The organism is Ulvibacterium sp., from assembly GCF_028285715.1.
Taxonomy (GTDB): Bacteria; Bacteroidota; Bacteroidia; order Flavobacteriales; family Flavobacteriaceae; genus Ulvibacterium.
On record NZ_JANQOO010000020.1, the window covers coordinates 108,658 to 122,363 of the forward strand.

Genomic DNA, 13,706 nt, shown 5'->3' on the forward strand with positions numbered 1-13,706 from the left:
AAAAACCCTGGAAATTGTTGTTTCTGGGGTTTTTTCTTTCTTATGCCCTTGTATATCTTACTTAAAAACTACAAGTTTCGATTTCGGTAACCCGTAGTGTATTTACCATTCCTTTGTCCTTAATGGGCATGGCCGCCAAACTTATGAGCATATCTCCTGTATCCAAAAATCCTTTTTGGCAGGCTATTTTGTTTACATCCTCTATGGTCTCGTCCGTGGATACGTACTTGTCATAATAGAATGCTTTTACCCCCCAAAGTAAATTTAGCTGGGTCAGGATTCGCTTATTGGAGGTAAATACCAATATGTGCGCGCTAGGCCTCCAGGCAGAAATCTGAAAAGCCGTGTATCCGCTATTCGTCAAGGTAGAAATGGCTTTGGCCTTTATCTCATTGGCCATAATCGCCGCATGATAACAGACGGACTTGGTAATATACCGTTTTGTGCGTATATGGGGAGGCTCTTGTGGAACTTGTATGAGTTCGGATCCTTCTACGCTTTTCAGTATTCCGGACATTTTTTGAATTACCTGAACGGGGTAATTGCCTACGGAGGTTTCACCGGAGAGCATCACCGCATCTGCCCCGTCCATAACCGAGTTGGCCACGTCGTTTACTTCAGCCCTTGTCGGGGTAAGGCTGGTTATCATAGTCTCCATCATCTGTGTGGCAATGATAACTGGAATCCGTGCCCGCTTTGCCCGTAAGACTAGTTGTTTCTGTATCAAAGGCACTTCCTGGGCCGGTACTTCTACCCCTAGATCACCCCTAGCCACCATAAGCCCGTCACAGTACGAAACAATTTTATCAATATTTTCTACAGCCTCGGGTTTTTCGATTTTCGCAATTATTGGAATCTTATGTTCAGAATGCTCCTTGATCAAGTTTTGCAAATCGATTAAATCCTGACTAAAGCGTACAAATGAAAGTGCTATCCAATCTACCTGCTGCGATATGGCAAATATGGCATCGTTTACGTCTTTTTCGGTAAGCGCCGGCAAAGAGATGTTCGTATTCGGCAAATTCACCCCTTTCTTCGATTTCAATGGCCCACCTTGCACCACTTTTGCCTTAACCTCATTTTTCCTATTTGAGGACAGAACTTCAAAAATCAATTTTCCATCATCCAGCAGGACACGTTCTCCAGGATTTACATCTTTTGGAAAAGTCTCATAATTCATATAAACTTTTTCCGCGGTACCTTCGAACGGTTTTCCTGTAACGAAGGTAATTTCGTCTCCCGGGGCCACTACTACCTCACCGGCCATTACACCTACACGAAGTTTGGGGCCTTGTAAATCTGCCAATATGGATATGTTGGTATGAAGTTCTGTATTCAATTCCCTTATTATTCGAATACGTTCCTCGACATCCTCATAATTGGCATGGGAAAAGTTTATTCTGAAGACATCTACCCCGGCTTCGATCATATCTTGGAGCACTTCTTTTTTGCTCGTCGCAGGACCTAGTGTGGCGACTATCTTTGTCTTTTTCTTTCCTGGCATTCCTTTAAAAGATTAAGTTCTTTTTAGATTTTAATTTATCAGTCTCTATGGTGTAGGCTGCCATAATCTGCGGTATTGTATTCAAAATCCGAATAACATCGGTTTCCAAATCAATATTTTCCTGTTCAATTTTAAGAAAGTAATCCACTTCCTTGAATTCTGGTAAAAAGTGATAGGCAACAACCGAGGTTTCGTCTTCAAAAAGATTATCCCTTGTCATACTTTCTTCTTTTAGACTACTGTTATTGATCAGATTCCAATACCCATCGTTAACTTTATCCTTCCACTCAAAAACCGGAAAAGAAATACATTCCATGGTTTCCAGGTCCCTAGAGGTCCTTCTTAAATTAGACTTTAAATGAAAATTTAATGCATACACTAGTGCATAGTCTTCCAGACTGCTATGGAGGGCAATAAGACCATAGGAATCCTCACATAAATCTTCTGTAATTCTATGTACTGCTATCATAGGTGTACAAAGCGTAAATATAGGATTAATAACGAATACAGCCCAAGTTGGGGCAAGCAAAGAATTTCTTGAAAAAAGATTTTGATTTTTGAATGGGTTACGGTTTTTTCATTTTATCCTGCAATGCGTAATATGCCCTTTTTGAAGCTCTTTCCTCAGCCTTCTTTTTTGAGGTAGCCCTTGCCTTTGCCATTACCCTTCCATCTATGGATAGTTTAACCGCAAAGTGTTTCAATGTGTCATTTCCCGTATCCTCATAGACATTATAGGTAAAAGTCTTTTTCTGCTTTTGGCACCACTCGATAATAAGACTTTTATAGCTGATTACCTTACCTTCCAGTTGTTCTATATCAACATAGGGTTCAATGACCCTGTCATTGATAAATTTCTCACAATATTTATAGCCTCTATCCAAATAAATGGCGCCCACCAAAGCTTCGAAAACATTTCCATGAATATTGTCTCCGAAATGGGATTTTGGAATTCTGCTTTCAACAAATTTTATAAGATTCAAATCTTTCCCCAATTCGTTAAGGTGTTTTCTACTTACAATTTTTGAACGCATTTTTGTGAGATACCCTTCGTCTCCTCCTGGAACCTCATTATATAGATGCTTCGAAATTATTGTACCCAACATGGCATCTCCCAAGAACTCCAAGCGTTCATAATTTAATGGGTTCCCATTTTCATCCTTCCTGTTGATGGACCGATGAAGGAAAGCCTTTTTGTATACGTTCAATGTTTTGGGCCTAAATCCCAGAATTTTCGTTATTCCCAAAAAAAAATCCCCATCCTCTTTAGAATGGGAATTGAATATATTGGAACGAAAATTCATCTCGGAATTTAGCTGATTTTTTTGAAGACTACACAGGCATTATGCCCTCCAAATCCGAAGGTATTGCTCATGGCAACATTTACCTCCCTTTTTTGGGCTTTGTTCAATGTTAAATTTAGTTTCGGGTCAATATTTTCGTCCACTTCCCTATGATTTATGGTAGGGGGCACCGTACCATTCTCCATGGCCAATATGGATGCAATGGCCTCAATGGCACCGGCCGCACCGAGCAGATGTCCTGTCATGGACTTTGTCGAATTGATATTTATGTTTGGCGCATGTTCCCCGAATACCTCCGAAATGGCTTTGAGTTCGGCCACATCACCCAATGGCGTGGATGTTCCATGTGTATTTATAGCGTCTATTTCGCTGATCTCAAGTCCTGCATCTTTAAGACAATTCTGCATCACCTTAACAACCCCTATGCCATCGGGGTGCGGAGCGGTCATATGATAGGCGTCACTGGAAAGCCCTCCTCCTGCAACTTCAGCATATATTTTCGCTCCCCGGGCCTTGGCGTGTTCATATTCCTCAAGAATCAGCGATCCGGCCCCTTCCCCTAGGACGAACCCATCCCTGGTGGCATCAAAAGGTCTAGAAGCCGTTTCCGGACTATCGTTCCTGGTAGATAAGGCATGCATGGCCCCAAAACCGCCCATACCGGCAATGGTAACGGCAGCTTCACTCCCACCCGTAACGATTACATCACAGTGGCCTAAGCGAATATAGTTCAGGGCATCTATCATAGCATTGGCCGAGGAGGCACATGCAGATACTGTAGTATAATTAGGACCCATAAACCCATGTTTTATGGATATATTCCCCGGTGCAATGTCCGCAATCATTTTTGGGATGAAAAAGGGATTGAACCTTGGGGTACCATCCCCTGCCGCAAAGTTCATTACTTCATTTTGGAAGGTCTCCAACCCGCCTATTCCTGCTCCCCATACTACACCGACCCGAAATTTATCGACTACCTCCAAGTCCAATTTGGAATCGTTTATGGCCTCGTCCGAGGAAACCATGGCATACTGTGAAAAACGGTCTAGCTTACGCGCCTCTTTCCTATCGAAAAAGTCTTCCGGCTTATATCCTTTAAGTTCGCAGGCAAATTTGGTCTTGAATTTTTCGGTATCGTAATAGGTAATCGGTGCTGAACCGCTCTTGCCATTGACCAAGCCATCCCAATATTCTTCTATATTGTTTCCGATGGGTGTCAAAGCACCCAATCCGGTAACTACAACTCGCTTTAATTGCATTGAACCAAATTTTTGTTTTTTGGGAAATGGTCTGGATTTCCCCCAATCTGAAAGCTAATCGTAAATTAAAAAAATTATCCATGCGATAGGTTTACCACATGGATAATTTCAAATCTTGTTCAAAAAATCATACGATTACTTCGCTTCTTCTATATAGCTTATAGCCTGACCGACTGTTGCAATATTTTCCGCTTGATCGTCAGGGATTTGAATGTCAAATTCTTTTTCGAATTCCATAATCAACTCAACAGTATCCAATGAATCCGCCCCTAAGTCGTTGGTAAAGCTAGCCTCTGATACCACTTCATTTTCATCAACCCCCAATTTATCGACGATAATAGCTTTTACTCTTGATGCAATGTCTGACATAATAATATCGGTTTTAAAAATTTAAATTGTTGGCAAAAATAAAAAACTTTGGTGTAATAATGTCATTTGTGTCCAAAATGTCTTGTAATTTAAGAAATTTAGGTACAAGAATGGTATTTTAGCCGGGAAATAAACACAGCACTTTTTAAGGCCTATTCAGCCCATGAAAAATATAGTTCTATTTGCTTCGGGTTCCGGTTCAAATGTTGAGAATATTGCGCATTATTTTAAATCCAATCCAGACGTTACCATATCCGCAGTACTTTCCAACAAAAAGGACGCCATGGTTCTAGAAAGATGTAACAGACTAAATATTAGTTCATTATATTTTAATAGGAGTTCTTTTTATGAAAAAGACCTAGTTCGGAAAATACTAAGGACCTTAAATCCGGACCTTATTGTATTGGCAGGGTTTTTATGGAAAATGCCTCGTAATCTAATTCAAGATTTCCCAGATAAAATCATCAACATTCACCCTGCGCTATTGCCCAAATATGGAGGAAAAGGCATGTACGGAAATCGAGTACATCAGGCAGTCAAGGAAAACAGGGAGGTCGAAACCGGGATAACTATTCATTTTGTTAACGAGAACTACGATGAAGGAGCGATTATATATCAGGCCAAGACTACCATATCCCCGGAAGATACAGTGCAGTCCATTGCTAGTAGAGTACAAGCACTAGAGTATAAGTACTTTCCAAAAATAATCGAGAAACTACTTAATGAGGGGTAATGGCCAAAAAAAAGAAATTCTATACGGTCTGGAAAGGGAAAAGACCAGGTATCTATACCACATGGGAAGAGTGCAAAGAGGCCATTTCAGGCTTTAAGGGGGCGCAATATAAATCCTTCGCCAGTTTAAAGGCCGCCCAAGATGCCTATAATGATTCTTATGAGATACATAAAGGCAAAAAGAAGGATAGCCAAGGGCTTACCCCGCAACAACTCCTTAAAATAGGAAGTCCAAATTATCACTCCATTTCCGTTGATGCCGCCTCTAGTGGTAATCCAGGAATCATGGAGTACCAGGGCGTGGATACCAAAACAGGGAAAAAACTTTTTAAACAAGGCCCTTTTGAGGAAGGCACCAACAATATTGGAGAATTTTTGGCCATTGTACACGGACTTGCATTTTTAAAGGAACGAAAGAGCAATCGCCTTATTTACTCGGATTCCAGAACCGCGATCAGTTGGGTACGGAAGAAAAGCTGTAACACCCAATTGGAGGAAACGGAAAGGAACAAACCTCTTTTTAACCTTATCCGTCGAGCGGTCTCTTGGCTAAACAACAATTCGTATGTTACCCCTATTGCAAAATGGGAGACCAAGGCATGGGGTGAAATCCCAGCAGATTTTGGCAGGAAGTAAGACCCTTCGTACATTCCAAAAGGCCCATACCGTTTAGTTGAAGGCTTTTCATAACTTGATTCATGACATCTTCGCTATTAGTGTTACAAAACCGTATATTTGCAGCAAATTTCAAATCTTAAATGGGTAAACTCCTAATAGTAGGTACGGTCGCCTTTGATGCCATTGAAACACCTTTTGGAAAAACGGACAAAATCTTAGGCGGGGCCGCGACCTTCATAGGCCTAGCAGCATCACAATTTAATGTGGACTCGGCCATTGTTTCGGTGGTGGGCGATGATATGCCACAAGAATATCTTGATATCCTTTCCCGTAAAGGCATTGACCTTTCGGGACTGGAAATTGTTAAGGGCGGTAAGACCTTTTATTGGAAAGGAAAATATCACAATGACCTCAATGCCCGAGATACCCTGATTACCGAATTGAATACATTGGCCGATTTTAATCCCGTCGTTCCGGACAATTACAAAGACTCTGATGTAGTAATGCTGGGCAATTTGCATCCAAACATTCAGATAAGCGTAATTAACCAAATGGCCAAACGCCCAAACCTTATCGTTTTGGATACAATGAATTTTTGGATGGACAATACGTTGGAGGAGTTAATGGATGCCATTAAAATGATCGATGTCCTTACCATAAACGACGAGGAGGCCCGGCAGCTGACAAACGAATACTCCTTGGTTAAGGCGGCAGAGGAAATACAGAAAATGGGACCAAAATATGTAGTCATCAAAAAGGGGGAGCATGGAGCGCTGTTGTTCCATGAGGATAATGTATTTTATGCCCCCGCTCTCCCGTTGGAGGCGGTCTTTGATCCCACTGGAGCTGGAGACACCTTTGCTGGAGGATTTTCCGGATACCTCGCCGCAACAGGAAATACTTCCTTTAATAGTATAAAAAATGCGGTTATCCACGGGTCTAATCTAGCCTCTTTCTGTGTGGAACGTTTTGGAACGGAACGCATGCAGGACCTAGAAAAGGTTGAAGTGAGCAAAAGGCTGCATCAATTTAAGGCCCTGACACAATTTGAGATTGAATTGCAATGAGAACACGCCCTGATAAATCAGGGCTTTTTTAATTTGGAGGTAACATGAGCGACGCCATCAAACATGAATGTGGGATTTCCGTAATACGCCTGCTGAAACCGTTGGAATACTATCATAAAAAATATGGTACGGCCTTTTATGGCGTAAACAAAATGTACCTAATGATGGAGAAGCAACATAACCGAGGTCAAGATGGGGCAGGTTTTGCCAGTATTAAATTGGATATGGCGCCCGGCGAAAGGTATATGAGTAGGGTACGCTCTATACAACAACAGCCGATACAGGATATTTTTGCACAAATCACAGATCGCATAAACACTGCTTTTAAAGCGAATCCCAAAGAGGTAGACAATGTCGCTTGGCAAAAAAAGAATATTCCATACGTTGGTGAGCTATTATTGGGCCATGTACGCTATGGTACTTTTGGCAAGAACAGTATCGAAAGCGTGCATCCCTTTTTAAGACAAAATAACTGGATGCACCGCAATCTTATAGTGGCTGGGAATTTCAATATGACCAATGTACATGAACTTTTTGATAATTTGGTGCAATTGGGACAGCATCCCAAGGAAATGGCGGACACGGTCACCGTTATGGAAAAGATTGGCCATTTTTTAGACGATGCTGTCGCCAAACTCTATAAACAGATTAAAAAAGAAGGGTATACCAAACAAGAAGCTTCCCCGTTAATCGCTGAACGATTGCGGGTTTCGAAAATTCTAAAACGTGCAGCCAAAAATTGGGATGGGGGTTATGCTATGGCTGGATTATTAGGCCATGGTGATGCGTTTGTATTAAGAGATCCAGCGGGTATCCGCCCAGCCTATTATTACAAGGACGACGAGATTGTTGTGGTCGCATCGGAGAGGCCGGCCATACAGACCGTTTTCAATGTACGATACGAAGATGTCAAGGAACTTGACCCGGGACATGCTATTATTGTAAAAAAGAATGGGATCTCGGCCATAAAGGAAATATTGGCACCAACGGAACGAAAAGCCTGTTCCTTTGAACGTATCTATTTTTCAAGGGGAAGCGATAAGGAGATATATCAGGAACGCAAGGAACTGGGGAAAAAGATTTTCCCCCAAATCCTGAAATCCATCGATGGGAACATCAAAAAAACAGTATTCTCCTATATCCCCAATACTGCGGAAACCTCATTTCTAGGAATGATACGAGAGGCTCAAAATTACCTTAACAAAAAAAAGGAGGAACAGATTTTATCCATAGGTAGTAAAATAACTAGCGAGCAACTACATGAAATTTTGGAAGTACGTCCAAGAATTGAAAAAGTGGCCATCAAGGACGCAAAGCTAAGAACCTTTATAACTCAAGATAGCAGCCGCGATGACTTGGTGACCCATGTTTATGATATCACATACGGTTCGGTTGAAAAAGGGGATAACTTGGTTATTATAGACGATAGCATCGTCAGGGGAACAACGCTAAAAAAGAGTATCCTAAGAATTTTAGATAGACTGTCCCCTAAAAAAATAATAGTAGTTTCCTCCGCCCCTCAGATTAGGTACCCCGATTGCTATGGCATTGATATGGCAAAATTAGAGGATTTCATAGCGTTTAGGGCGGCATTGGCATTACATAAAGAAAAGGGGAGCTATTCCATCGTGGAAGAAATTTACAAGAAGTGTGTCGACCAACTGCAAACAAAGGATCAGGAGGTGGTCAATTACGTAAAAGAATTTTACGCTCCTTTCACCGCTGTCGAAATATCCCAGAAAATTGGAGAATTACTAAGTCCCAAGGGCATTGGTTCCGAGGTACAAATTATTTATCAAACCATAGAAAGTCTCCATGAGGCATGTCCCAAAAATCTAGGCGATTGGTACTTCACCGGAAATTATCCCACTCCAGGGGGAAACAGGGTTGTAAATAAAGCATTTATCAACTTTTTTGAAGGCAAAAACCAAAGGGCCTACTAATTACATTATCGATTAAATGCACATAATTATGTATTTCATCGATCATTGTTGCCTTTCGTCGGGTTTATGTACAACAAGGAGTAGAGCCAACCTATTTTAGGTTCGCCATAGCATAAGTAGGTTAAGTTCATGGTAAGATTTGGGGCAAAAAAGGTGGAGGCTACTCCACCTTTTTTATTTTTTTGGACCCCTCACTATTACAAATTGCTGTACACTCATGTATCTTGACCGACTTAGTGGTCGTTCATCCAAAACCTTTTTTAGAATAGATTCCATACGTTATGTTTGGGGCACCATAGCATAAGTAGGTTAAGTTCATGGTAAGATTTGGGGAAAAAGGCGGGGCAATGCTCCGCCTTTTTATTTGAACCATGTATACCATCCATTTCCGCCCCCTATGTTTTTTTGGGACAATGGCCCTTAGGAGGTATTTCAACCATAAGATAAGGGCGTTCGTCCAAAAGCTTTTTCAAAATAGATTCCATACATTATGTTTGGGACACCATAGCATAAGTAGGTTAAGTTCATGGTAAGATTTGGGGAAAAAGGCGGGGCAATGCTCCGCCTTTTTATATGGACCATGTATGCCATCCATTTCCGCCCCCTATGTTTTTCTGGGACAATGGACCTTAGGAGGTATTTCAACCATAGATAAGGGCGTTCGTCCAAAACCTTTTTCAAAATAGATTCCATACGCTATGTTTGGGGCACCATAGCATAAGTAGGTTAAGTTCATGGTAAGATTTGGGGAAAAAGGCGGGGCGATGCTCCGCCTTTTTATTGCTGAAAGTCAAGTAATTAACAAGGTTTAACCCACTTTTCTCCCATCCTAGTCCATTTTCTTTTGGTTTAAAACCCTTAAAATTTCTCAAAATTTCTTTTTTATTTCCCACAATACCAGTAATTTAGTAATGCCATAGCATAAGTAGGTTAAGTTTATGGTAAGATTTGGGACGAAAAGGGTGGGGGCTTCCCCACCCTTTTCTATTTCAATACATTTGGAAAAAATGCACAAAAAAATCCCGCAAAATGCGGGATTCCTATAGCTTGAATAATCTCCTACTAAAACAAGTAGAAAGTCATCACTAACTACTTATTGGAAGCATAGAGCTCACTTACTTTTTCCCAATTGATTACATTAAAAAATGCATTTATATAATCCGGTCTTCTATTTTGATAGTTCAAATAATAGGCATGTTCCCAAACATCTAATCCCAAAATAGGATAGCCGTTACAACCTGTATCCGGCATCAACGGATTATCTTGATTGGGGGTGGAACAAACCTCCAAAGCCCCTCCCGGGTGTACGCAAAGCCATGCCCAACCCGATCCGAACCTAGATCCCGCAGCACTGCTAAATTTTTCCTTAAAGCCATCTAGGGAACCAAAAGTACTGGTTATCGCATCGGCTAATTCCCCAGATGGGTTTCCTCCTCCGTTGGGCGACATGACTTCCCAGAACAAGGAATGGTTATAGTATCCACCACCATTATTTCGAACAGCGGAATTGGACATATCCAGATTTTTCAGAATATCCTCTATGTCCTTATTTGCAAGATCACTCCCCTCGATCGCTCCGTTCAATTTTGTAGTGTAGCCATTGTGATGTTTTGTATGATGAATTTCCATGGTCCTGGCGTCAATATGTGGTTCCAATGCGTCGTAGGCATAGGGTAATTTAGGTAGTTCAAAAGCCATTTTTATAGTGTTTTTAGTTAATAAATATTGAACGTCAAATTTACATTTTTTAACAAACATATTCCCATAATTATTTGTTAAGAACCATTCCATATTCCGTATTTTGCAAATGGTATGTTGGGTGCTTCCTTTAAAATATATAATGCGTCTGCGGGGTCTGGCAAGACTTACACCCTTACAAGGGAGTATTTGAAAATTGCTCTTTCCCCTTCAAAAAGCTTCAAGAGGATTTTGGCCATAACATTTACCAACAAAGCGGTAAGCGAAATGAAAAATCGTATTTTGGAAAGCCTGCTTAATTTTAGTCGCACAAAGGATTTAAAACAGGCTTCCCCATTGTTTTTGGATGTTATGTCCGATTTGCAATTGGAAGTGGAGAATTTGAGGAATCTTTCAAAGCTTACCCTTAAGGAAATACTCCACAATTATGCTTTTTTTGACATTTCCACCATAGATAAATTCACGCACCGTTTAATTCGAACTTTTGCCCGCGATTTAAAATTGCCCCAGAATTTTGAAGTGGTTTTGGACAACGACATTCTTTTGGATGAAGCGGTAAATCGTCTTATTGGCAAAACTGGGGAGGATGTACAGTTAACCGAGGTACTAATTGAATTTGCACTTGAAAAAACCGATGATAACAAGAGCTGGGATATAGCCTTCGATCTCAAAAGAATGGGAGCTCTCTTGTTTAATGAAACCGACAATACCCACATAAAAAATCTGGAAAACAAAACATTGGAAGATTTTGGCGCACTGAAAAAACATATTCGTTCCGAAATTAAATCCCTTGGGAGAAAGGCAGTGCTCTTGGCAAACGAAACCTTGGATATGATAAAGGTGTATGGATTGGAAGACCATGCCTTTCCCAGAGAGACATTGCCCAATCATTTTAAAAAAATCAGTGCTTCGGAATTCGACCCCTACAAACTGTACCATAACAGATTGGAAGACCATCTTTTAGAAGGAAAAATACTAAAGTCTGGTTTTCAACTTCCCTCTAACGAAATCCCCACGAAACTTCTTATCTCATATCGTGGTATAAAAGAAATCGTATACCAAAGGGCATTTCTAAAGAATGTTTACCTAAATATAGTTCCTCTCACGGTTCTAAACGCTATTGACCGAGAAGTTAGAAGTATCCAAATAGAGCGCGACCAATTGTCCATTTCCGAGTTTAATTCCATAATATCCAGGGAGATTAAAAATCAGCCCGCCCCATTTATCTATGAACGTTTGGGCGAAAAGTACCGCCACTACTTTATTGACGAATTCCAAGATACCTCAGAAATGCAATGGAACAACCTTATTCCTCTCATAGACAGTGCTTTATCCAGCGAAGGTGGCTCTTTGTTTTTAGTAGGGGATGCCAAACAAGCCATATACAGATGGCGCGGGGGTAAGGCGGAACAGTTTCTCAACCTTGCAAACTTAACGGCCAACCCATTTGTAATTACCCCAACCATAGAAAGCCTTCCTAAGAATTACCGCAGTTTCCAGGAAATTGTAAAGTTCAACAATTCCTTTTTTAAGAGTACCAGCCCATTCCTTAATAAAGAAAAATATAACGCCTTATTTGAGGAGGGCAATAAACAGCAGTGTAATTCCCAAATTGGTGGATTGGTAAAAATTACATTTTTGGAAAAGCACGAAAGCCAGGGAATTGACGAGTTGTACTGCCATAAGGTTTTGGAACACCTTGAGGAATTGTTGGAAAAAAAATACCGATTTGCCGATATCTGTATCCTTACCCGCAAAAGAAAACATGGAATCCTTTTAGCAGATTTTTTGATGCGACAAAACATTCCCATTGTATCTTCGGAAACCCTATTGCTCGCTAAAAACCGCAAAGTGGACTTTCTTGTTAATCTCCTTAGCTATGCTAATCAACCTAAGGATTTGGAAACGGGTTATCAGATCCTGTATTTTCTAGCTGGCGATGGAGTTGGAGCGCATTCCTTTATCTCCGAACATCTGGAAAACCCTACATCCCTATTGCGAGAAGCATACGATTTTAATTGGGAAGAACTGAATCGATTGTCGGTCTATGATGGTATGGAGTATGCCATAAGACAATTTCGTTTGGCGGAAAAATCGGATGCCTATATCGTGAATTTATTGGATTTTGCACTAGAGACGGAGCTTAGGGAAGGGGGTGGGATTTCTGCTTTTTTGTCACATTGGGAAAAGAAAAAAGAAAAATTGAGTATAACGGCACCCGCTACCTACAATGCCGTACAAATAATGACCGTCCATAAGGCCAAGGGTTTGGAATTTCCCATAGTTATTTTTCCCTATGCCAATACCTATATATATGAGGAAATAGATCCCAAGATCTGGTTTCCTGTTAAAAAGGATTCCTTTAATGGGTTTTCCGAATTTTTGATCGGTAAGAAAAAGGAAATGACCGAATACGGTGAAATGGGAACTACCTTGTTCCATGAGGAACAACATAAATTGGAACTCGATGCCTTTAACATTTTATATGTAGCCTTAACCCGTGCTATAAAAGGTCTTTACATTATTTCGGAGAAAGACATTAACTCAAAAGGTGATCATAGAACGGATAGGTATTCTGGCCTTTTCATTCATTACTTAAAGGAAAAGGGAGCATGGCAGGAAAATGGCCTCCAATACCTTTTTGGTTCCCTCCCATTGCCCACTTCTAAAGATAGGTCGGAACATATGACAGAGAATGTCCCTTATTTCTATTCCCACAAAGATCGGAAGGGTTTTAGGGTTTTGGCCAAATCTGGTATGCTATGGGATACGGAAAGGGAAGCGGCCATTTTGCGAGGAAATCTTATACATTATATATTGGGTAACATTGAAACCCAGGAGGATCTAGAGGTCACTTTTGATCATTTAATACAAAATGGGGATATTGAAAGGGACGAGACCAAGTTTTTAAGGGAGATGGTCCAGAAAATCATCAATCACCCACAATTGATTAGCTATTATGGCCAAGGAAACGTCGTAATGAACGAGAAGGATATTGTCTCAAAAGATGGTACCATCTTGAGACCGGATAGAGTGGTACTAAAAGATAACAAAGCCACTATAATCGATTATAAAACCGGGAAAAAGAATTCCAAGTACCATGAACAGTTATATAGGTATGCAGATTCCCTAGAGCTTATGGGTTATGTAATCGAAAACAAAATCATTGTATATCTTGAAAAGGAAGTAACTCTAGAATTCATATAGAAATC

Annotated in this window: 11 protein-coding genes; 5 read left to right on the top strand and 6 right to left on the bottom strand. The window is 40.6% G+C overall.

Annotated elements, in window-relative coordinates:
• Positions 1 to 61: 61 nt before the first annotated feature.
• The 5 genes from pyk to Q0993_RS12080 all read right to left on the bottom strand — a co-directional run bounded on the left by pyk (position 62) and on the right by Q0993_RS12080 (position 4,436).
• A complete protein-coding gene (gene pyk / locus Q0993_RS12060; protein ID WP_299533328.1) occupies positions 62 to 1,504 on the bottom strand; it encodes a pyruvate kinase in 1,443 nt (480 codons plus the stop codon).
• Positions 1,505 to 1,508: 4 nt separating this feature from the next.
• The gene (locus tag Q0993_RS12065; RefSeq protein WP_299533329.1) at positions 1,509 to 1,973 is read right to left on the bottom strand and encodes an IPExxxVDY family protein; all 465 of its coding nucleotides are present in this window, start codon (positions 1,971 to 1,973) and stop codon (positions 1,509 to 1,511) included.
• Positions 1,974 to 2,070: 97 nt separating this feature from the next.
• A complete protein-coding gene (rnc, locus tag Q0993_RS12070; protein ID WP_299533330.1) occupies positions 2,071 to 2,808 on the bottom strand; it encodes a ribonuclease III in 738 nt (245 codons plus the stop codon).
• An 8-nt stretch (positions 2,809 to 2,816) separates the two neighbouring features.
• Positions 2,817 to 4,067 carry a beta-ketoacyl-ACP synthase II gene (fabF, locus tag Q0993_RS12075; RefSeq protein WP_299533332.1) on the bottom strand — a complete coding sequence of 417 codons (1,251 nt, stop codon included), beginning with the start codon at positions 4,065 to 4,067 and terminating at the stop codon, positions 2,817 to 2,819.
• A gap of 135 nt (positions 4,068 to 4,202) precedes the next feature.
• A complete protein-coding gene (locus Q0993_RS12080; protein WP_047247024.1) occupies positions 4,203 to 4,436 on the bottom strand; it encodes an acyl carrier protein in 234 nt (77 codons plus the stop codon).
• 163 nt (positions 4,437 to 4,599) lie between these two features.
• Here Q0993_RS12080 and purN point away from each other — a divergent pair, with 163 nt between their 5' ends.
• The 4 genes from purN (at position 4,600) to Q0993_RS12100 (ending at position 8,796) form a co-directional block, all read left to right on the top strand.
• A complete protein-coding gene (purN, locus tag Q0993_RS12085) occupies positions 4,600 to 5,169 on the top strand; it encodes a phosphoribosylglycinamide formyltransferase (RefSeq protein ID WP_299533338.1) in 570 nt (189 codons plus the stop codon).
• Positions 5,169 to 5,804 carry a ribonuclease H family protein gene (locus Q0993_RS12090; RefSeq protein WP_299533341.1) on the top strand — a complete coding sequence of 212 codons (636 nt, stop codon included), beginning with the start codon at positions 5,169 to 5,171 and terminating at the stop codon, positions 5,802 to 5,804. The genes purN and Q0993_RS12090 overlap by 1 nt, the downstream gene beginning before the upstream one ends.
• A gap of 122 nt (positions 5,805 to 5,926) precedes the next feature.
• A complete protein-coding gene (locus tag Q0993_RS12095; protein ID WP_299533343.1) occupies positions 5,927 to 6,853 on the top strand; it encodes a PfkB family carbohydrate kinase in 927 nt (308 codons plus the stop codon).
• A 44-nt stretch (positions 6,854 to 6,897) separates the two neighbouring features.
• Positions 6,898 to 8,796, top strand: a complete 1,899-nt coding sequence (locus tag Q0993_RS12100; RefSeq protein ID WP_299533345.1) for an amidophosphoribosyltransferase — start codon at positions 6,898 to 6,900, stop codon at positions 8,794 to 8,796.
• Positions 8,797 to 9,885: 1,089 nt separating this feature from the next.
• Here Q0993_RS12100 and Q0993_RS12105 read toward each other — a convergent pair.
• On the bottom strand, positions 9,886 to 10,494 hold the full coding sequence (locus Q0993_RS12105; RefSeq protein WP_299533346.1) for a superoxide dismutase: 609 nt from the start codon (positions 10,492 to 10,494) through the stop codon (positions 9,886 to 9,888).
• A gap of 114 nt (positions 10,495 to 10,608) precedes the next feature.
• Between Q0993_RS12105 and Q0993_RS12110 the strand changes: the two genes are divergently transcribed.
• The gene (locus Q0993_RS12110; RefSeq protein ID WP_299533347.1) at positions 10,609 to 13,701 is read left to right on the top strand and encodes an exodeoxyribonuclease V subunit beta; all 3,093 of its coding nucleotides are present in this window, start codon (positions 10,609 to 10,611) and stop codon (positions 13,699 to 13,701) included.
• Positions 13,702 to 13,706: the final 5 nt, after the last annotated feature.

Coding starts and splice junctions, on each gene's coding strand:
- Q0993_RS12080 (WP_047247024.1), bottom strand. CDS start 4,436: ATGTCAGACATTGCATCAAGAGTAAAAGCTATTATCGTCGATAAATTG.
- Q0993_RS12100 (WP_299533345.1), top strand. CDS start 6,898: ATGAGCGACGCCATCAAACATGAATGTGGGATTTCCGTAATACGCCTG.
- Q0993_RS12095 (WP_299533343.1), top strand. CDS start 5,927: ATGGGTAAACTCCTAATAGTAGGTACGGTCGCCTTTGATGCCATTGAA.
- purN (WP_299533338.1), top strand. CDS start 4,600: ATGAAAAATATAGTTCTATTTGCTTCGGGTTCCGGTTCAAATGTTGAG.
- Q0993_RS12065 (WP_299533329.1), bottom strand. CDS start 1,973: ATGATAGCAGTACATAGAATTACAGAAGATTTATGTGAGGATTCCTAT.
- Q0993_RS12090 (WP_299533341.1), top strand. CDS start 5,169: ATGGCCAAAAAAAAGAAATTCTATACGGTCTGGAAAGGGAAAAGACCA.
- Q0993_RS12105 (WP_299533346.1), bottom strand. CDS start 10,494: ATGGCTTTTGAACTACCTAAATTACCCTATGCCTACGACGCATTGGAA.
- fabF (WP_299533332.1), bottom strand. CDS start 4,067: ATGCAATTAAAGCGAGTTGTAGTTACCGGATTGGGTGCTTTGACACCC.
- Q0993_RS12110 (WP_299533347.1), top strand. CDS start 10,609: ATGTTGGGTGCTTCCTTTAAAATATATAATGCGTCTGCGGGGTCTGGC.
- pyk (WP_299533328.1), bottom strand. CDS start 1,504: ATGCCAGGAAAGAAAAAGACAAAGATAGTCGCCACACTAGGTCCTGCG.
- rnc (WP_299533330.1), bottom strand. CDS start 2,808: ATGAATTTTCGTTCCAATATATTCAATTCCCATTCTAAAGAGGATGGG.